The 20,280-nt window shown below is 61.2% G+C and carries 16 protein-coding genes and 1 pseudogene; 5 read left to right on the top strand and 12 right to left on the bottom strand.

The window, feature by feature from the left end; all coding sequences use genetic code 11:
• Positions 1-50 precede the first annotated feature (50 nt).
• From Q363_RS01785 to Q363_RS01795, 3 genes are all read left to right on the top strand, one after another.
• Positions 51-779, top strand: a complete 729-nt coding sequence (locus Q363_RS01785) for a methyltransferase family protein (protein WP_035347329.1) — start codon at positions 51-53, stop codon at positions 777-779.
• A gap of 12 nt (positions 780-791) precedes the next feature.
• Positions 792-1,358, top strand: coding sequence for a TetR/AcrR family transcriptional regulator (locus Q363_RS01790; protein ID WP_035347334.1), 567 nt, complete (start codon positions 792-794; stop codon positions 1,356-1,358).
• A gap of 94 nt (positions 1,359-1,452) precedes the next feature.
• Positions 1,453-2,325, top strand: a complete 873-nt coding sequence (locus Q363_RS01795) for an SDR family NAD(P)-dependent oxidoreductase (RefSeq protein WP_035347336.1) — start codon at positions 1,453-1,455, stop codon at positions 2,323-2,325.
• Between the two features lie 130 nt (positions 2,326-2,455).
• On the opposite strand, the gene Q363_RS01800 is transcribed toward Q363_RS01795, so the two are convergent.
• The 9 genes and pseudogenes from Q363_RS01800 to Q363_RS01840 form a co-directional block, all read right to left on the bottom strand.
• Entirely contained in the window at positions 2,456-2,752 is a 297-nt protein-coding gene (locus Q363_RS01800; RefSeq protein WP_035347337.1) for an HU family DNA-binding protein, read from the bottom strand.
• A 277-nt stretch (positions 2,753-3,029) separates the two neighbouring features.
• Complete coding sequence (locus Q363_RS01805) at positions 3,030-3,734, bottom strand: DUF2461 domain-containing protein (RefSeq protein ID WP_035347339.1); 705 nt, start codon at positions 3,732-3,734, stop codon at positions 3,030-3,032.
• A 47-nt stretch (positions 3,735-3,781) separates the two neighbouring features.
• Positions 3,782-4,486, bottom strand: coding sequence for an acyltransferase family protein (locus Q363_RS45285; RefSeq protein ID WP_035347341.1), 705 nt, complete (start codon positions 4,484-4,486; stop codon positions 3,782-3,784).
• A pseudogene (locus tag Q363_RS45290) lies at positions 4,486-4,926 on the bottom strand (acyltransferase family protein); the annotation flags it as partial. The pseudogene Q363_RS45290 and the gene Q363_RS45285, both read right to left, overlap by 1 nt.
• Positions 4,927-5,359: 433 nt before the next feature.
• Positions 5,360-6,592 carry a serine hydrolase domain-containing protein gene (locus Q363_RS01820; protein ID WP_157466468.1) on the bottom strand — a complete coding sequence of 411 codons (1,233 nt, stop codon included), beginning with the start codon at positions 6,590-6,592 and terminating at the stop codon, positions 5,360-5,362.
• A 176-nt stretch (positions 6,593-6,768) separates the two neighbouring features.
• Positions 6,769-8,472 carry an alpha-N-arabinofuranosidase gene (locus Q363_RS01825; RefSeq protein WP_035347345.1) on the bottom strand — a complete coding sequence of 568 codons (1,704 nt, stop codon included), beginning with the start codon at positions 8,470-8,472 and terminating at the stop codon, positions 6,769-6,771.
• 200 nt (positions 8,473-8,672) lie between these two features.
• A complete protein-coding gene (locus Q363_RS01830; protein WP_035347346.1) occupies positions 8,673-10,895 on the bottom strand; it encodes a GH92 family glycosyl hydrolase in 2,223 nt (740 codons plus the stop codon).
• 51 nt (positions 10,896-10,946) lie between these two features.
• Positions 10,947-11,510, bottom strand: a complete 564-nt coding sequence (gene cobO / locus Q363_RS01835) for a cob(I)yrinic acid a,c-diamide adenosyltransferase (protein WP_035347347.1) — start codon at positions 11,508-11,510, stop codon at positions 10,947-10,949.
• Between the two features lie 24 nt (positions 11,511-11,534).
• On the bottom strand, positions 11,535-11,990 hold the full coding sequence (locus Q363_RS01840; protein ID WP_035347348.1) for a 23S rRNA (pseudouridine(1915)-N(3))-methyltransferase RlmH: 456 nt from the start codon (positions 11,988-11,990) through the stop codon (positions 11,535-11,537).
• A 328-nt stretch (positions 11,991-12,318) separates the two neighbouring features.
• Between Q363_RS01840 and Q363_RS01845 the strand changes: the two genes are divergently transcribed.
• Positions 12,319-15,627, top strand: coding sequence for a TonB-dependent receptor (locus Q363_RS01845; RefSeq protein ID WP_084079846.1), 3,309 nt, complete (start codon positions 12,319-12,321; stop codon positions 15,625-15,627).
• A gap of 87 nt (positions 15,628-15,714) precedes the next feature.
• Here the strand turns inward: Q363_RS01845 and rsfS are convergent, their stop codons facing one another.
• From rsfS to Q363_RS01860, 3 genes are all read right to left on the bottom strand, one after another.
• Positions 15,715-16,254 (bottom strand): ribosome silencing factor, encoded by a 540-nt coding sequence (gene rsfS, locus Q363_RS01850; protein ID WP_035347350.1) that lies wholly within the window; start codon positions 16,252-16,254, stop codon positions 15,715-15,717.
• Between the two features lie 93 nt (positions 16,255-16,347).
• A complete protein-coding gene (gene nadD / locus Q363_RS01855) occupies positions 16,348-16,947 on the bottom strand; it encodes a nicotinate-nucleotide adenylyltransferase (protein ID WP_035347351.1) in 600 nt (199 codons plus the stop codon).
• 18 nt (positions 16,948-16,965) lie between these two features.
• Positions 16,966-17,484 carry a hypothetical protein gene (locus Q363_RS01860; protein WP_035347354.1) on the bottom strand — a complete coding sequence of 173 codons (519 nt, stop codon included), beginning with the start codon at positions 17,482-17,484 and terminating at the stop codon, positions 16,966-16,968.
• A 280-nt stretch (positions 17,485-17,764) separates the two neighbouring features.
• Here Q363_RS01860 and Q363_RS01865 point away from each other — a divergent pair, with 280 nt between their 5' ends.
• The gene (locus Q363_RS01865) at positions 17,765-20,278 is read left to right on the top strand and encodes an ABC transporter permease (RefSeq protein WP_245631980.1); all 2,514 of its coding nucleotides are present in this window, start codon (positions 17,765-17,767) and stop codon (positions 20,276-20,278) included.
• The last annotated feature ends 2 nt before the right edge of the window (positions 20,279-20,280 follow it).

Here is a 20,280-nt window from a genome sequence, read left to right on the forward strand (position 1 = left end):
CAGACACCACACGAACTCACACAAAGGAATCTTTGCGCTCAGCGCCTGCAATGAAAGCATCTGCTCTCGAGTTTCGTCTTCGATATCTGATTCACGCAGTCGTCTATGTGCTTGGGTTTGTCGCTCCGTGGAACCGCTGGCTGCATCTGGACACGGTGCGGACGTGGCAGTGGCTGGCGTCGTGGCCGGCTCGCGCGGGGTGGATGAGCTTCAGCGCGTCGACTGACGTAGTGCTGGCGCTGGGGGTGGTGTTTGCGCTGGCCGGTGCGGTGCTGCGGACGTGGGGAGCGGCTTATCTGAGCCCGGGTGTAGTGCAGGATGCGTCGATGCGCGGCGACCGCGTGGTGGCGGCGGGGCCCTATCGGCATATGCGGAATCCGCTGTACCTGGGGACGTTTCTGCATACGTTCGCGCTGGCGCTGCTGATGCTGCCGAGCGGAGCGCTGTTCACGATCGTGGCGATCGGGCTGGTTCAGCTGCGGCTGATGCTTGCGGAGGAGGCTTTTCTTCAGGCGAAGCTGGGGGAGCCGTATCGGGCGTACTGCGCGGCGGTTCCGAGAATCGTTCCTTCACTCAGGGCGCGGGTTCCGGAGTCGGGGGCGCGGCCGTCGTGGGGGTTGGGGTTTCTGGGCGAGATCTATATGTGGGGCGTCGTGCTGTCGTTTGCCGCACTCGGGTGGAGGTACAACGCGCTGCTGATCATACAGGGCGTGTTGGTGTCGTTGGGAGTTTCGCTGGTAGCACGGGCGTTTGTGCCGAAGCCTGCCGAAGCAGTGTAAGGAGCGGATAAGATGGCGCGGAGACGTGATCCGGAGAAGCGCAGGGCGATTCTCGATGCGGCGGTGGGGGAGATCGCTGAGTCCGGGCTCAGCGCGGCGACGGCGAAGATCGCAAAGCGCGCAGGGCTGGCGGAGGGCACTCTGTTTACGTACTTCGCAAACAAGGATGAGCTGCTGAACGAGCTGTATGTAGAGCTGAAGTCGGAGGTCTTCACGCGAGTGAACGCCGATTTTCCGCAGAAGGCGAGCCTTGAACAAAGGGCATGGCACGTGTGGTCGGCTTCTCTCGGGTGGGCGATCGAGTCGCCGCACAGGCGGAAGGTGTCCGTGCAGCTGACTCTCTCTGACGCAGTGACCGTGGAGACGAGAGAGAGAGTAGCGGAGGTCCGGGGAGCGCTCGATTCCATGTTTGCCGAACTCGAAGCCAGGGAGACGCTGCAGGGAACTCCGAAGGGATTCGGCGCGGCGACGATGGCGGCGATGCAGGAGGCGACGCTGGACTTTGCGGCGCGGTACCCAAAACAGCGCAGAGGTCTGACAGAGCGGGGATTCGCGCTGTTCTGGCGCGCTGTGCGCTGACAAGCAACCGTATTTCGTAGGAATTGTCTATTCGTAAATAAATGAGCAACCACTTGCTCATTATTGTATCAATTGTTGTGGAGGGGCAAAAACGATGTCCAGGATTTGGCTGATTACAGGTAGTGGAAACGGGTTGGGCCGCGATATCGCCGAGGCGGCGCTTGCTGCCGGCGACAGCGCGGTTGCAGGAGCACGGCGACTGGAGGAGCTGGACGAGCTGGTGGCACAGTACGGATCGCGCGTGAAGCCAGTGCTGCTGGACGTTCGCAACGAGGCTCAGGCGCAGGCGGCAGTGAAGCTTGCCGTCGATACGTTCGGACGCCTGGATGTGCTGGTGAACAATGCAGGCTACGGGCAATTGGCTCCGTTTGAACAGATGAGCAGCGAAGACTTTCAGGCTGTAATCGACACCTGCTTCGGGGGCGTTGTCTACACGACACGCGCCGCGATTCCCGTGATGCGAAAGCAGCGCAGCGGATATATCTTCCAGGTCTCGTCGGTTGGCGGACGGCTGGGCATGGCCGGCAACTCGCCGTACCACGCAGCCAAGTGGGCGGTGGGAGGCTTCAGTGACTCCTTGGCGATGGAGGTTGCACCGTTCGGCGTGAAGGTGTGCACGCTGGAGCCGGGCGGAATCCGTACCAACTGGGCGAAGCGTGCAGGGCGCGATGAGATGGAACTGTTGCCTGAGTACCAGGAGACCATCGGATCGAAGTTCCAGCTGATGCGTGCGATCGAGGGCAAGCAGGAGGGCGATCCCAAGCGCATCGCCGCACTGATTGTGAAGCTGGCGAACTCGGACGAGCTGCCGATGCGCCTGATCCTCGGCGCGCAGGCAGAGCAAATCGTTGCATCAGTCGAAGCAGCGCGTGCGGAAGAGGCGAAGAAGTTCCGTAAGCTGACACACTCGACGGTCTTTCCTGAGGTGGAGTCGGTTCCCGAAGTGGAAAAGCTGCTCGCGAAGTAAGGCGGTGTCGCCGAAAGTAAAAGCCCGCCGTGATGGCGGGCCTTTCCCTTTAGTTCACCGAATGCACCGGCCGCGGCGATGTTGCGCGTGCCGCGGCTTTGTGGGGGAGGACTACCAACCCCGGTGCGAACTACTTCTTCGGGGGAGCGATGGTGTCCTTGGCGACCTTGGCGACGCGGAACTTCACGACGGTCTTGGCCTTGATCTTGATGGTCTCTCCGGTCTGGGGGTTGCGGCCCAGGCGCGCCTTGCGCTCGGCCTTGACGAGCTTACCGATGCCGGGGATGGTGAACTCGCCGTTCTTCTTGGTCTCCTTGACGGCCGTCTCGGCCAGCAGGTCGAGGAAGCCTGCGGTCTGCTTGTTGGTGAGCTCGAGCTTCTCCGCCATCTGGCGAACCAGTGCTGTCTTGGTCAATCCTTTTGCCATGTGTGTTGCTCCTTCGTGCGTTCTCTATTTTTGTTGAAGCAGGTTGCCTGCCGGGGCCAGCTTGCCGACTGTGCGCTGTGCGTGATAGCAATACGCGAATCGCCAGTGTTCATGCGGGTCCGGAGAAACCGTACCGCATTTCACCTTCGTCTTTTCCGCGCGCTTTGTCAACCGGATTCGTTCGGTTTCCACAGGTTTTTTACGGTTTTTTTAGGTTTTTGTGGTTCATCGGGTAAAAAATAGCCAATTTTTGGTGAAAACTGGCCATTTTGGGGCATCAGAAGAGCGGCTTGCGCTGCTTCTTTGCGGCCAGCGGAGCGTTGAGGAGGGCCACCAGAGGAGCCGCCGCCTCGAAGCGTTTCACGATCTCTTTGAGCAGCGTCGGCTGGGTTGCGGCTTCGGCGGGAAGTTTGGCGATGACGCCCCATTCGCGGTTGAGGAGAAGATCGAGCGCGGGGGAGTCGGGGGCGAAGCCCTTGGGTGCGCGCGTGAGTTTGTGGCCGTCGATCTCGGTCATCAGCGAGCGGAGTTTTTTCTGCGCGAGGATGCGGCGCATCTCCTGGTGGTGCTCGTCGAGGTGGCGGCGGATGGCGAGGAGTTGTTCGCGCTCGGGCATGAAGACTCCTGCGGCGATGGTGACGCATTCGCTGGAGACGTCGAAGTAGAAGCCGCCGCCTGATGTCTTTTCGAGCCCTTGGCGCGCCCACCACACACCCTGGTGGATCTTGTAGGGGCGCTTGTCGGAGGAGAAGCGAATGTCGCGATAGATGCGCATCATGGCCTTCTGAGGAGGCTGGACGTTCTCGGGAGCGAAGCGCAGCACGGCCTCGTTGATCGCGGCGACGAGCGCGATGGTGGGGGCCTTGACCTCGCGCTCGTAGACGGCCTTGCGAGCGTTGAACCAGTCGCGGTCGTTGTTGCGCTTGAGGCCGCGGAAGAATTTGAGAACTTCGGGGGAGTAGTGCGGAGAGACAGACGCCATGGGGATATCGTAAATGCGCGCCTGCTGACAGGGTTATGTCAGCATGGCTAGGCGGCGGGCGTGGTCTTGATGTAGGCGAACTTCTCCTTCAGGCGGAGGATGGGCCGCTCGAACAAATGATAGGAGAGCGCAGCGACGCCGATGGTGGCCAGAAGGACGAGCGGCTCGAGCAGGACGAAGGGGAAATGGACTCCAGCGCGCTGCAGACGCTTGTAGCCGAGGACGGCGAAGTTGATGGTGAAATAGTGGAAGACGTAAAGGCCGAAGGAGATCCTGCCAAGGTAGACGAGCGCATGGGGAGGGCGAACCGGCGCGCGGAGAAAGGCGAAAAAGATGGCAAGTGTGCCGGCGAGCAAACCCAGGTAGCCGGCGCAGAGCTGCGGACCTGATGTGCCCAATGTTGAGGGATGAAACGTGAGGTCCACGAGGTAGAACAGGACGAATCCGCCGAGGAGAAGCGAAGCCCGTGTGGTCCATGACGGCGACCATGTGCGTTTGTGCAGCATGATGGCAGTCAGCGTCCCGGCGGCGAAGAACTGGAACTGAACAAAGCTGTTGATCCAGGGCAGGTCGAGGGGACTGACGGGCTGATGGCCCAGCCAGGCGAGAGTCGTGTAGGCCAGCGCGATTGAGAGAAGCGCGACGTTGCGAAGTCCTGCGATGCCGAAGGAACGTACGACGGAGGGAATGACGAGATAGAACTGCTCCTCGATAGAGAGGCTCCAGAGCGGCCGATGAGGCCGAGCAGCCATCCGTGACGCGCGACGGAGAGATTGCCCGCAAGCAGCATGAGATACGGAAGGGCGCGAGGCGAGAGAGGAGTCGAGGGAAAGAGAGGGTTGACCAGGTATCCGAGAGCGATGGCGAGAAAATAGAGCGGCCAAATACGAAGGACTCGCCGGAGAAAGAAGAGGCCGATGTTGACCTTTCCCGTGGCCTCGCGCTCGCGAAGGAGCAATTCGGTGATGAGGTAGGCGCTGAGGACGAAGAAGAGAAGGACACCGCTGCGCCCCATGCCGAACAGCAGGGTCAGGTAGCGGTTCTCAGGATAGTGCGGATAGTGACAGAAGAAGACCAGCAGAAAGGCAGTAAAGCGAAGCGCGTCGAGCTCAGGGCGATAGAAGCTCTCCCTGCGAGAGGGCGAAGACGGGGCGTCTGCCGGGATGGCGGCGGTGGAGACGATTCGGCTCACGATGGTCCGTCAGGAGTTCATTCGTTGTCTCATGCAGTGATCTAAGACGTGACGTGTGTCCCACAGCATGTACGCGCGAGTTTCCCATCAGCTTCGATGCTGGAAGTCGCCGAGAGTTTTGTCTGGCGATGGCAGTTTTCTTTTACCGAAGAAGGTGTCGCAGGAGATATAGCAACGCCTGAAAGGAAAGCGCAGCGTTGGGGCCATCGCTTCAGGCAGTATTCTGCCTGCCAACCGTATAGGGGTCGCCGATAAGCCAGCACCATGTACCGTCCGGTTGTCGACGTGCTACCTCGATCGCGTACAGGGAAGTTGGCTGAGGCGAAGAGACCGTCCACTGAGTTCTATAAAAAGGCAATTTATCGCTCATCGAAGAATTAGCCGCACTCACGACCGTGGATCGATCCATAGCTATTAGCTCAGCCGGGCTGCTTCATTTCAGCCACGCGAATGCCAGGGAATCTGTGTCTATTGCTGTGTCGATGATCGGCTTTGCGACGTTCAGCGCATCTTCGCCATTTGCGAACATCACGACGCCTGACTTTCTTACTGGGTCGGCCATCACAAAAGCTTTGAAGACGCCGTTATCGCCCCAATGCCAGAGCATGACGCTCTTATGTTCGCGCTGAATACCCCATCCCAAACCCCAGAAGAGCGTCTTCGACAGCTCTTTCGGTTCTTGCTTAACGCAAATCCTGCAAGTCGGGTCGAGCGCGATCTCAGGCGTCTCCATCTGATGGAGCACGGAGGACGAAAGCCCTTTGCCATTCAGAACTGCGTCGACGAAAAGGGCATAATCTCTGGCGGTAGTATTCAGGCTGGATGCTGCTCCGGCTTCCTTCGGCTTCTCTAGCTCACCGGGTCCTCCTTTGGAGTCATACCCCGTAGCCGTCAGGGAATCAAAGCTCGGTCTCCACACATAGCTGCTGTTCGTCATCCCCAACGGCTTGAAAACAACTTCGTCCATATAAACGTCCAGCGGTTTCCCGGTAATCTGCTCGACCACGTGTTGCAGATAGATATATCCCTCACCTGAGTAGCTGAAACGTTCTCCGGGGGAGAAATAGATGGGAAGCGAGCCGTCGTCGCCCCGCCAATTCGGAAAGCCGGTTCGATGACTCAATACCAATCGAGCCGTGATCTGGCCTACGCGTTCGTCTGGAACGTAGGGCTTTGCCAAATAAGAGCTCAACGGAGTGTCGAGATCGAGCTTTCCCTGGTCGACCAACTTCAGCACGCCGTAAGTGAATACGGGTTTGCTCAGGGAAGCGGCTTCAAAGACCGTGTCCGTCCTGACGGGTTCTCCCGTCTTCTTGTCTTTCACTCCGAAACCATGCAGCCAGATCGTCTTCCCACCTCGGATCAAGGCGATCGACATCCCAGGAACTCCGCCCTGTTGCATCAGACCTGGAACCTCGCTTTTCAGCCGCGAGATCACATCTCGCGTGGACCGAACCGAGGGAACTTGTGCCTGTAACCTTGGGGTTCCCATAACGCCAATAGCGACTGCCACCAATACAAGAACCCCACCGACGCCGTAAAAAAATCGGATCAATTCTGCCTCCTGGCAAATCTCTAGCCGCTCCTCATCAGCAGATGAAAGGGGTGTTCGTTTCTGGCACATACGTGCGATCGGTAATTTTGGTTCCGTGGTCAGTTCTGACAAGTCGGCTTACGTTGACTGATCCGCGGCTCAATTGGCGATAACAGGCCAATGCGCTATTGACAGGGTTCTGGGTGGTTGGTCGGCGGTCCGGACATTATCCCGTACAAGTCGGTGTCTGTGAGTGCCAAATCGCCGAGTGACTCATCGAGCACAGATCAGTGTCCTGATCGTTAGCCCTAGACCAATGTGATCTCGAGCGCTGTGATGCTCGCGGGGGTGAAGTTGTGCACAAGCTTGCCTGTGGCGGGATTCAGCGTGGGGACGGCGCGGGGCTGGACGGCGTGGGGATGCGCGAAGTCGTTGTGGGCGTGGACGTCGGTTTCGTTGAGGACGGTTCCTATTGCGGAGGCGATGGTGGCTCCGCGGACGGCGATCTCAGTGGTCATCGCGCGGGTGAGGTGCGGGTTGACGACGGTGAGGTTGAGGGTCTTGCCGTTGCTGTTGGCGGCGATGGAGGCGGAGCCGCTGAGGCCGGCGAGAGTGGTCTTCTTGCGGATGGAGCCGACGGCGCTGTTGCCTCCGACGGGGCTCTCGGCGACGGCGAGCGGGTTGTCAATGGTGTCTGCGGTGAACTGTGCGCGCACGGCCTGCGAGCCGCGGTGCGGCAGGTACATGCGGAAGACGTGGAAGGCAGGGGTGACGGTGAACTTGTCCTCCTGCGCGAGCATGAGCGAGTGGAGGCAGTTGATGGACTGCGCGACGTTGGCCATGGCGACCTTGTCGGCGTGGCGATGGAAGGTGTCGAGCGTGATGCCGGAGAGCAGAGCGTCGCGCATGGTGGACTGCTGGGAGAGGTTGTAGGCGGGGCCGAGCTCGGTTCCCTTCCCGTACCAGGCTCCCCACTCGTCGACGACGAGGCGGACGTTGCGCGCGTTGTCGCCCATGGCGGTCCAGTGGTCGGTGATGATGTTCTCCATGAAGCCGGCACGGGCGAGCATGTCGTAGTACTCGGCGTCATTGAACTGCAAGGCATCACCAGCAGCGAACTTTGTTGCGCTGCCGGAGGTGTAGTAGTGGACGGAGAGTCCCCAGAGGCGCGGGTGCACGGGGTTGGAGCGCAGCGAGGCGAAGAGGCGGCGGGTCCAGTCGGCGTCGTCACCGTTGGGGCCGACGGCGACGAAGCGCAGGTGATGGTTGTCGTAGCCGGGGGTCCATGCGGTGAAGCGGCGATAGGCGGCGGCGTACTCCTCGGGGGTCTGGTTGCCGCCGCAGCCCCAGGTCTCGTTGCCGACGCCCCAGTAGTCGACGTTGAAGGGTGCGGGGTCGCCGTTGGCGGCGCGCTCGGCGGCGAGCGTGTTGGGCACGGCGGGCGCGGCGGAGTTCGAAGGCACGCTGCCCGCGGGGGCGTTGCAGTATTCGATGAGCTGGTAGAAGTCGCGCGCGGGGAGTGAGCGGATGTTGGCGGCGAGATAGGGCTTCGCGCCGATGGCGCTACAGGTGTGCATGAACTCGTGCAGGCCGTAGGCGTTGGTGTCCTGCTGGCTCCAGAAGGCGCTGCGGGCGGGGCGTTTGCCGCGAGGGCCGAGACCGTCGCGCCAGTCGTAGGAGTCGGCGAAGCAGCCGCCGGGCCAGCGCAGGACGGGGGCCTGAACGGCGCGCATGGTGTCGATGAAGTCCTTGCGGATGCCGTTGATGTTGGGGATGCGCGAGGATTCGCCGACCCAGACGCCGTCGTAGATGACTCCGCCGAGGTGCTCGATGAAGTGGGAGTAGAGCTCGGGGGCGATGGTTCCGATGGGTTCGGCGGGGATGACCTCAATGTGCGCGTCGGCCTGGGTGGCGGCCTGCGCGAGTGCGTGCGAGCCGCGAAGGGCGAGGGATGCGGCGGCGAGCGTGGAGGACTTGAGGAAGGATCGGCGCGAGGAGCGGGCTCGTGGCATCAGAAACTATTCTCCCATTGAAAGCAACGTTATACATGGAGGCGACGTTGCTGGGAATAGGCTTGCCGCAGACGTGCGAACCGCAGATCCTTCGACAAGCTCAGGGCAGGCTCTTCGACTCCGCTGCGCTTCGCTCAGGATGACACTCTCTCTTTTGGGCACCGCTGCGATTACGCCTGCTGAGATTAGGTCTGCTGAGATTAATGGGCGGCAGTGGAGAAGAGGCTGTGGTTGGGTTGTGGGCCCATGGTGAACTCAAGTACGCCTCCCTTCACGATGGCGTCGTGCGGGATGCGCGGCGTGGTGAGCGGCTTGCCGTTGAGCTGTGCGGACTGGATGTAGATGTTTTGCGGGCCGGCGTTCTTTGCGACGACGGTGAACTTTGCGCCGTTGGGCAGGTTGAGCGTGGCCGAGGGAAAGAGCGGCGTTCCGATCCAGTACTCGGGGATGCCGGGCGCGACGGGGTAGAAGCCGAGCGCGGAGAAGATCCACCAGGCGGACATCTGGCCGGCGTCGTCGTTGCCGGGAAGACCTGCGGGCGTGTCGTTGTAGACGGCGATGAGCGATGCGATGCGCTCTTGCGTCTTCCATGCGGCGCCGGCCTGGTCGTAGAGGTAGGGGATGTGGTGGCCGGGCTCGTTGCCGGGGTCGTAGAGATGATTGCTGAAGAGGCCGTCGAGTTTATCGATGAAGGCAGCGTTGCCGCCGAGTGTTTGGATGAGGCCGTCGACGTCGTGCGGGACGTAGAAGGTGTACTGCCAGGCGTTGGACTCAGTGATGTAGCTGACCCACTTGTCGTAGATGAAGGGCGTGATCCACGTGCCGTCCTGGTGGCGGCCGCGCGCAAGCTTCGTCTCGGGGTCGATGACGTTCTTCCAGTTGCCGGAACGTTTGGCGAGCGTGGCTGCGTCGTCGCTGTGGCCGAGTGCTGAGGCGAGGTGCGCGATGATGGCGTCGTCAAAGGAGTACTCGAGCGTGCGCGAGACCTGCTCGCCGTGGTGGAAGGCCTCGGCGACGGGGTCTTCGAGCGGGATGTAGCCGTACTTGGTGTAGGACTGGAGCGCGCGCCGGCCCAGGCCGTCCTTGTACTGCTCGTAGGGCGGCGTGTCGAAGGCGTTCTGGCGGATGAGGCGCCAGGCGGAGGCGACGTCGAAGTTGCGCAGGCCCTTCGCGTAGGCGTCGGTGATGGCGATGCCGGTGTGGTCGCCGATCATCTCGGAGGTGTAGCTGTTCCACGAGGGGAAGATGGGGAGGTAGCCGCCCTGCTCGCCCTTGAGCACGAGCGACTGCATCATCTCCTGATCGCGCGCGGGCTCAAGCAGGGTGAGAAGCGGAAGCTGGGCGCGGTAGATGTCCCAGAGGGAGAGGTCGTCGTAGTAGTTGCCCTTGGCGATCTTCTCGACCTGACCTCCATTCGCGAAGTGCGGGTAGGAGCCGTCGGCGTCGCTGACGATGCGGGGCAGCATCATGGCGTGGTAGAGCGCGGTGTAGAAGACGCGGCGCTGGGCGGGCGATCCGCCCTGAATGGCGATCTCGTCGAGCGCAGCGGTCCAGGCGCTGGTGGTCTTTGCGCGAAGAGCGGCGAAGTCCCATGCGGGGATCTCTGCGTCGAGGTTGTGGCGCGCGGCTTCGATGGAGGTGAAGGACGTTCCGGTCTTGAAGAGGAGCGTGCGTGGTGCGGAGAGGTCAAAGCGGAGGTACGCTCCCATGTGCTCGCACTTCCCTTCACCGTTCAGCTCGGAGTCGCTGGTGGTCTTTGCGTCGCACCACGTGCCGCTGCTCTCCGGCGCGTTGTTGAAGCGGATGACGAAGTAGCCTTTGAAGCCCGCGGGTTTGCCGTTGCCCTGGTAGATGCGGTAGGCGGGGTTGTAGCCGGTGATCTCCTTGTGCGCTAGATCGACCTTGATCCAGCCGTCTTTCATGCGCGCGTTGGGCTCGATAATGAGGTTTGCCGTGCCGGCCTTCGAGTAGGAGACGCGCAGCATTCCGGCGCGAACTCCGCCGGTCATCTCCACGGTCTCGCTGTAGGCGGGGAGCCTGACGGAGTAGAAGGCGGGCTGCGCGATCTCGTCAGTATGCGCGAAGGCCGTTGCGCGGGCGTCGGGCTGCGGTTGGAGGTCGCCGAAGGTGGGCATCAGGGTGACGGAGCCGTAGTCCTGGGTGCAGGAGCCGCTCATCCAGTGGCTGGCGCGAAGGCCGGTGAGCTTGGTGTCGGCGAAGTAGTAGGGCGCGATGCACTTCTTCTCGGTCGAGCGCGTCTCGGGGATGAAGTTGGTCATGGCGAAGGGTTCGCCGACGGCGGGCGAGGTCTGGCCTTCGTGCGCGGTGCCGATGTGCGGGTCGACGAGCGAGTAGGGGGTCTGGGCGAGGAGCGGAGTTGAGAGGAGGAGAAGAAGAGTGAGTCTGCGCGCCGAAAGAGTCATCGGAGGAATGATATCCGGAGACGGCTGCAGCTTCGCGAGAGAGGCGCGTGATCAGAACTCGATTCCGCGCTGGGCGAGGACTCCCTTCTGATAGGCGTGCTTGACCTCGCGCATCTCGGTGACGGTGTCAGCGAGCTCGACCAGCGTGGGGTGAGCGTTGCGGCCAGTGAGGATGACGTGGACCATCTCGGGCTTCTGACGAAGCACGTCGGCGACCTTTTCGGGGTCAAGCATCCTGTAGCCGATGGCGTAGTTGATCTCGTCGAGGATTACGAGGTCCCAGTCTCCGGAGAGGATCGCTGTGGCGGCATCGTTCCAGGCATCCTCGACGAGGCGCAGGTCCTCGGGGTCTGTTTCGGCGCCGCCGACCTTCACGAAGCCGCGACCCATCTGGCGGATGACGATGGCGGGGTCCTCGGGGGTTCCCAGCGCGGAGCCGAGGGCGGCAATGGCGTCGAGTTCGCCGTAGTGCCAGGAGCCCTTGAGGAACTGGAGGATGAGCACGCGCATGCCGTTACCGGCGGCGCGCAGCGCGGTACCGAGCGCGGCGGTGGTCTTGCCCTTGCCCGGGCCAGTGTTGATCACGATGAGTCCGCGACGCTGGGTTTCGGTCATGAAGATAAGGATAGACGGAGAAGCTCAGTGTCCGGAGTGGTAGGGGTGGCCGGCGAGGATGGTGAAGGCGCGGTAGACCTGTTCGGCCAGGACGACGCGCGCCAGCTGGTGAGGCAGGGTGATGCGGCCGAGCGAGAGCACGAGGCCGGCGCGCCTGAGGGTCTCAGGCGACCAGCCGTCAGCAGGGCCGATGGCGAAGACGAGTCGCTGAGTGCCTTCGTCGCGCAGGCGGCCGATGGTGGACGCGAGTTCTTCGGAGGAGAGCTGCTTGCCGCGGCTGTCGAGAAGGACGGCGTAGGCCGGAGTACGGCCGGGCTGGCGGTCGAGCCAGTCAAGGAAGGCCGCCTCGGACTCGAAGAGCTGCGAGTCGCACGGGACGTAGCGGGCCGTGCGCTCGGTATAGTCCGCGAGCAGGCGGTCGGTTGCATCGGATTTGGTGCGGGAACGTCGTGGAACGATCCCAGCGAGGGTGATCTTCATCTCATGAAATCAACGTTTAATCCCGAAAATTCGATAAGCCATCCCAGCAATACATAATTTCATATTCTCCGCTTATTTATTTTGCGGCGATTTTCGCGGTTTTGGGCAATTCCGGCGGAAGTTTCCGCTAATTTGTGAATGGCCAATGACTTGCACGGACAAACCCCGATAATGATCCCCATGAGTGCGTAGGCTCGCCGCAGGCGGCCGAATGCTTTGAAACACTTTCCCAGGTGAGCCGATGTCTGACTCTGTATGCCTGATCCTTGCTTCGCAAAAGGGCCAAGATCACAGGTCCCGAAGAAACGAAATGTTCAGGAGTTGCGCTATGCGGTTTAGGAATTTCGTGGTTACGTTGTTCGTCTTCTTTGCTTTGGTTGGCGCGGGTCTGGCGCAGACCAGCAAGGGAATTCTTTCCGGAGTCGTTCGCGATCCTTCGGGCGCGGTCGTTCCGAATGCCACCCTGACGGTGATGAACCAGCAGACCGGTGAAACTCGCAATGTTAAGTCAGAGAGTACGGGATCGTACCGGTTGGATGCGCTTTCTCCCGGCACATACAGGGTCCATGTCACGGTTCCTGGTTTTCAGGCGTTTGACGCTAAGGATATTGCGGTGCGGGCCTCGGTTGTGACTTCCTATGACCCCACCCTGCAGCTTGGTGACGTAAGCCAGACTGTGGAAGTGGAGGCCGGCTCGGTAGCCCTGAATACAGAGAATGGCCAGCTCACGGGGACGATTGATCAGACCGACCTACGGGCGCTTCCCGTGTTTTCGCTGAACCCCTTCGAGCTTGCGACCACCCTTCCCGGCGTGCAGCTGGTAAACCAGAATGGCTTCAGCAACGGAATGAACATTCAGGTGAATGGGGCCCGCCCGAGGGCCAACAACTTCCTGCTCGACGGCCAGGAGATCAACGACGTTGGAATCGGCGGCCAGGCATTTCAGCCACAGATCCCCGACATGTACAGCTCGCTGGCAGTGATTACGAGTGCTGCCTCGGCCGAGTATGGCCGAGCCGGTGGCGCGGTTGCCAACATGGTTACCAAGGCCGGCACCAACGACTTTCACGGTACTGTGTTTGAGCGGTATGCCGGCTCCGGTCTGAACGCTCTGGATGGTGTAACGCGGCAGCTGAAGCCGCTCGCTCCCGGAGATCCGAACCCCAAGGCACGCCAGAACACGCATAGCTACGGATTCACTGTGGGTGGTCCGATTATCAAGAACAAGCTGTTTGCCTTCGGCGGCCTGCAGCTGCAGCGCGTCTACGGTAAGGAGACGCCGGATCGCCTCGAGCTGCCTGACGCGAATGGCTATGCCACCCTGCAGAAGATTGGGGGAGCGCAGGTTCAGCTTCTCAATCAGTACTTGAGCAATGGTTCTTATCTGACGACCTATGTTCCATACAATGATGGCGTAATTACGAATATCAACGTCGGTCCTCAGCCAGGTTGCCCGGCAACCGGCTGCATCGTGACAACAGGTCACTTTCAGCGGCAGAATGCTGCGATCAGCAATCCTGATACCCAGTGGATGTACAGGATTGATTTCAACCCCCGCAGTGCGGACAGCATCTACTTCCGGTACCTTCACGATCGCCAGTCCTTCAGCCCTGACTTTCAGAACAACGGCAGCGCCCTGGTTGGATTCGATACGGAGCAGGGTGGCCCGGTTGAGTTGGGCGCGGGCGGCTGGACCCATATCTTCACCCCGAACCTGCTGAATGAGTTCCGTGTCTCCGAAGCCCGGCTCGGATTTACGTTCGCGCCTACGGCGGAGACGCTTGCGAATCCGCTGTATGCCTTGCCGACGATCACTATCTCGAACTTTATCTCGCCCACTTCATCACTAGGCCCGAACCAGAACTTCCCCCAGGGTCGTCACGAAGATCTGTACCAGCTGCAGGACACGGTCGGCTTAACGAAGGGGCGGCAGACGTTCCGTATCGGGTTTGACATCGGTCGCATTCTTGAGACGGACATCGTCTCGCAGAATGCAAAGGGAACCCTTAGCTTTGTGAAGGGCGGAACCTACGTCAGCTCGCTTGGAAACTTCCTGCAGAATCAGCTTGGCCCTTCCGGTCAGGCGACGAAGACCTTTGGCGAGACCCGGGTCGATCCGCATGGCTGGCGCAGCGGCGTGTTTGCACAGGACGACATCAAGCTGAATGCCGACCTTACGATCAACCTGGGAATCCGTTACGATTACCTGACGAATCCTCTGAACTCGCTGCAATACCCTGGCATCGATCCGAACAATCCGTATGCACCGATCGATGCCGTCTACAAGGTCAAGAACGATAAGAACAACATCGCTCCGCGCGTGGGCTTTGCCTACTCGCCGCACTATGGCGGTTACTTTGGCGACGGCAAGACCTCGATCCGTGGTGGTTTTGGTGTGTTCTATGACAGCACCTTCAGCAACATTCTGGTCAACTCGGCGCAGAGCGCACCGAACGCGGTTGGCGGACTGCTGACCTCGACGACCGGCGGAGGACTGTCGAACGCGACGTCGCTGATTCCATCGATTACGCCCACCCTGCTTCCTACCTCTGCGGTAACGAGTGTGGTGAACAATATCGTCAATCCGCTGACCTACCAGTTCAATCTGGGCGTGGAGCGCGAGCTTCCGAAGCAGATCATTACTTCGGTGCGCTACGTGGGTACGCTGGGGAGGAAGCTGTACGCGAACCAGCAGTACAACTACTTCTCCAATGGTGCTCGTCTCAACCCGACGCGGGGACAGATCAATGTCCGCGGCAACTATGCGGACTCCAGCTACAACGGGCTGGAGGTTTCGGCATCGCACGGCTTCTCGCACGGGTTCCAGATCCGCGGAGCATATACCTATAGCAAGTCGCTGGATGACGGTTCCGAGATTTTCACGACGGTTAACTCAACTACCTCTTACTCCGCCAACCTCGCTCCGGGCGGGCGCGGACAGGATTGGGGGCCATCGTCGTACGATCACCGCCACTACCTGTCGATCAGCTATGTCTGGTCGCCGACAGGCTTCCGTTCTGACAATGGGTTTACCAATGCGATGCTTGGAGCCCTGACACGCCACTGGACGATCTCCGGCGTGGAACAGTTCCAGAGCGGACCGTACCTGACGTTCGGCACACCGGGTGTCGATATCAATGGCGACGGCAGCACCACCAACGATCGCGCTATCCTGGGCAACAAAGCGGCTCCGCTTAATACCGCGGGTATCGACGGCTACTTTGTGGGCGGCACACCGGGTGTCTACTATGACGTGGCGGAGGCGGTGAATGGATCGGGCAATCTCAACGTTGTAACTCCAGGCTCTGTTCACTGGTTGGTGCCGTACGGTCCCCAGAACCAGTACTTGCACCAGGAGATTGGCCGTAATAGCTACGCCAATCCGGGTCTGCAGTACCACAACATCGCAGTCGAAAAGGGAATTGGTCTGTCCTACTTCCACCTGGAGCGGGGACGTCTGATTCTTCGTGCTGAGGTCAACAACATCGGCAATCACAACAACGTTGGACCAATGGACACGAGCGTTATCGATATCGGCAGCGCAACTTTCCTTGACAAGTCGAATGCCCGTCAGGGTGCCGGAGACTCACAGTCGCAGGGACGCCAGATGTACCTATGGGCGAAGATCGTCTTCTAATCGGTTCGATTCGATAAAGAAAACGGGAGCCAAAGGCTCCCGTTCTTTTTGTTCACGCCAGCATTTCAGCGTATTCGGTATTGTCGATTAGCGCTTTGAGACTTTCTTCTTCGGAGCAGCTTTCTTTGCCGCTGTCTTCTTTGCCGCTTTCTTTGCCGATACTTTCTTCACGTACGCCTTTACAGCCTTCTTAGCCGCCTTTGCGGCGGTCTTCTTCTTTGGATTGCTGGTGCGGGCGGCGGCGACCTTTGCCTTCAGCTCTGCGTTGAGCTCTTCTACGCTGAGGCTGGTGGCTGACTTGCGCAGGCGCTCGAGGCCGTAGAAGGCGCGCTTCTCCGGGGAGAAGATGTGCACGATGAAGTCGACGTAGTCCATCAGGATCCACTCGGCCTGGCGGCGGCCCTCGACGGAGTTGGGGTAGATGCCGAACTGCCGCTTCAGGCGCAGCTCGATCTCGTCGGAGATGGCGAGGTTCTGGCGGTCGTTGGTTCCGTTGCAGATCAGGAAGTAGTCGGTGAGGCCGCTCTCGGAGGGGTCGAGAGCGAGGATGCGGATGTCTTCAGCCTTCTTGTCTTCGGCGGCGGCGGTGGCGGCGAGCAAGAGCTGGTTGCTTTCGGTTGATGGCATGCGTCTCCTTGAAGCTTCCATGGTAGCCGGTTGTCTATGCGGAAGCCAGCGTTGCGGGGTCGGATGCAGAAGGCTCGCGGCGGGTTGGGCCGGTCAGCGATAGAGCCCGTGTGCCTGGATGTAGCTCAGGATCTCGGGTGGCAGCAGGTCGCGGCAACGGTCTCCGACGGCAAGCCTCTCGCGCAGTACGGTTGCGGAGATGTCCATGGCGACCGTCGCGAGCAGATGCACGCGCGCACGCTCGGCCGCGGTGAGATGCAGGCTCGAAAGATCATTCAGCGGATAGCCGGGGCGGCTGGCGACGATCCATTCGGCGAGCTCGAGCAGCCGTTCCGGCTCGCGCCAGTGGCGCAGGCTGAGGAAGCTATCGGCGCCGACGAGGTTGTAGAGCGTCGCCCCGGGCAACTGGCTGCGCAGCGTGGCCAGCGTGTCGACGGTGTAGTTGGGGTTGCTGTCGGGGCGCGGCGCGTCGAGAGTGGAGGCGGTGAAGCGAGGGTCGTCCGCGCAGGCAAGCTCGACCATCGCCAACCGGTCGGGAAACGGCGTCCCCGTGGTGGTTGTCTTGAGCGGCTGTTGTCCTGCGGGGGCGAAGAGAACTGTGTCGAGGCCGAAGTTGTCCGCCGCGGCACGGGCGATGCCGATGTGACCGCGGTGAGGTGGATCGAAGGTGCCTCCGAACAGGGCGACGCGCATGGCAGCAACGCTACGACGCTACCACAGCCGCAGGACCAGGCCCGTCGTCAGGATCTTGGCATTGACGTTCTGGCCGGAGACGGCGCTGTAGTCGAAGTCGACGATGCGCCAGTCAACCTTTGGAAAGATGGTGAGGTCCAGCCCTCCGGCGACCTGGTAGTTGAAGTGTGTTGTTGTATCCCCTCCGCTGCCGCTGTTGTAACTCGCCACACCGATGAGGCCTTCGATATAAGGGCGAAGCGGGAGGACGGGAACCTTGAAGGCGAGGCGCGGACCCGCCGCTCCGGTGTAGTAGTGGAAGTCATTGCGGGTGATGAAGGAGCCGCGAAGGTCGCCTCCGATATTGACTGTGTGGAGGGGGTAGCCGGTCTGCTTGTATATGCCGAAGAGCGGACCATAGGCCCAGTCGGACGAGGCGCCGGAGACATTGGCTCCGCTGTAGCCCGCGTAGATGGCGATCTGGGCACGGGCAGGCTTTGATGCACCGGCAAAGAGAAGGACGATGGCGAAAGAGAGCAGAATGTGTAAACGATTCATGGGGGAAGGGCCTCGTGCCCTTAAGGGTATCCCACCCACTGACTTAGGCTGGGTGGCTTCTCCGAGAGGGATATGAAAGATAAATTCCGTGGTCGGCTATATGCAATCCCCGCGGGGGTCACTGTTCATTTCCGGACGCGTCATTGCAAATGCGGACAGGGCAGCGCCCTGCAGTAGCGCCTAAACTGCTGAAATCAGTTACTCCAGAGATGGTGATCGAACTGCACTTCCTTGTGTGTGATTCCGTCGCCGCGAGGTTGAGTCCGTCGTGCAGAACATCATGAACGATCTCCGCTACGCTCTACGCCAGTTGCGCCGCGCTCCGGTCTTTACGCTGACTGCCGTGCTCACCCTTGCGCTCGGTGTCGGCGCCAATACGGCCATCTTTTCGTTGCTGGACCAGGCGCTGTTGCGTGCCCTGCCGGTGCGCGAGCCCGAGCGGCTGGTATACCTGCAGGGAACCGGCCATGCATGGAACGGGCACACCAGCAACCACGGCGGCGGCGAGGAGTCCTACTTCTCCTACCCGATGTATCGCGACCTTCGCGACAAGGACTCGGCCTTCGAGGCTCTGGCCGGCACGACCAAGACCACCGTCGACCTTACCCGCAACGGGGCCTCGGAGTTCGCCGAGGCCGAGTTGGTCACCGGAGACTACTTCACGATGCTGGGCGTTCGACCGGCGCTGGGAAGGGTCTTCACTCAGGCCGAGGATCAGCAGAAGGACGCCGCCCCCGTGGCCGTCGTCAGCTTCAACTACTGGCGCGCGCACATGAACTCCGACCCGTCGGTGGTTGGCGAGACGACCTCGCTGAACAATCATCCGTTCCGAATCATTGGGGTCGCTGCCGCGGGCTTCCGCAGCGCGGTCTGGGGCGAAAGTCCCGCGATGTTCGTTCCTATGACGATGATCGATCAGGTGATCCCGGGCCAGGGCAGGCGGCTGACTGATCACACTGACCGCTGGATGAACATCATCGGCCGCCTAAAGGAGGGCGTGGCGGCGCGGCAGGCCCAGGCGGTGAGCGCTCCGCTGTGGTATGCGCTGCGCGCAGACGAGCTGAAGGCGCTGGGGACGCGATCGAAGCGATTCACTGACGAGTTTTTGACCAACAGCCGTCTGCTGGTGCAGCCGGCTGCGCGGGGCTTCTCCTACAACCGCGAGAACTATCAGACGCCGTTGATCGTCGTGATGGCGATGGCGCTTCTGGTGCTGCTGATCGCTGCAGTCAACGTAGCGAGCCTACTGCTGGTGCGGGCGGCTGCGCGGGCGCGGGAGTTTTCGCTGCGCTACGCACTGGGCGCGCGCGCACCGCGCATCCTCCGCCAGCTTCTGCTTGAGGGACTGCTGATCGGATTCGGTGGAGGAGCCACGGGCATGATGCTGGCTCCTGCCGCCATTCGCGTGCTGGCGCGACGATTGGGGAGTGACGACGGATCCGGGCCGTTTGCCTCGTCGATCGACCTTCGGCTGCTGCTCTTCAACTTTGCGATTGCGATCGCAGTCAGCGTCCTGTTCAGCCTCGCTCCCGCGCTCCAGGCGCTGCGGCCCGACCTTACCGGCGCGCTGCGAACGCAGCTCTCTACCAGCACAGGAGGCGCGCTCGGCTTCCGCAGGTTCGTTGTGGGAGCGCAGATTGGTCTGAGCCTGCTGCTGCTGGTCGGAGCGGGCCTGTTCGTTCGCACCATGCAGCAGCTGCGGTCGTTCGATGTGGGCTACCGGACCGACCATCTCGTCGGCTTCGGGATGGCGCCACGGCTGGCCGGCTATGACTCTCTTCGTATCCCGGCGATGCGGCAGCGAATGCTCGAGAGCCTCGGTGCGCTTGCAGGCGTGGAGAGTGTGGCCGCGGCGAATACTCCGCAGCTCGGACATCAGGGCCACGGCGGCAACCTCACCTTCGCGAGCTACAAGGCCGCGCCGGAAGAGGACATCAATATCGACAAGACGAACATCAGCCCCGGGTTTCTCGGAACGTTTCACATCCGGTTGATTGCCGGGCGCGACTTCACTCCAGAGGATAATGCTACACATCCGAAGGTTGCGATCGTAAATGAGACTCTCGCGAAGAAGTACTTCGGCTCAGCGGCTAATGCGATGGGCCAGCGGTTCATGGATGGCGCATCCTCAAAGCCGGTCTTCGATACCGAGATCGTCGGGGTCGTGCGCGACTTCAGCTACCAGGGGATTCGTGAAGAGATTCATCCAGCGACCTTCCAGCCTCTGGAGCAGGCGACCGGCTCCGATGTGAATCGTGCCCTCTACTTCTACGTGCGCACTCAGCTTGCGCCTGCGACGATGTTCGCGTCGATACGTCGCGCAGTCAGCGACATCGATCCGCTGCTGGCGATCGACAATCTGCGCACGATGGACCAGCAGATCGATGAGGGGCTCGAAAACGAACGGTTGATCGAGATGCTTGCCGTCACCTTTGGAGTGCTCGCCACCGTGCTGGCTGGCGTCGGGCTGTACGGCGTGGTCGCGTATACGACGGGTCAGCGCACCAAAGAGATCGGGATCCGCGTCGCTCTGGGGTCGTCGCGGTGGTCGATCTCGCGGCTCGTCTTCAGCGACGTTTTCCGGATGGCAGGCCTTGGCATTGCTTTCGCGCTTCCTACATCCATCCTGCTGGCGCGCCTGCTGCGTAGCCAGCTCTTCGGTGTCACCCCGTCTGACCCGTACGTCCTTACTGCGGCGGTGGCGCTGATAGCGGTCGTCGCAGGGATTGCGGCACTGCTGCCGGCGCGCAAGGCTGCCGCGGTGGAGCCATCAGTCGTGCTGCGGTCAGAGTAGTG

Source organism: Edaphobacter aggregans DSM 19364 (assembly GCF_000745965.1).
Lineage (GTDB): Bacteria > Acidobacteriota > Terriglobia > Terriglobales > Acidobacteriaceae > Edaphobacter > Edaphobacter aggregans.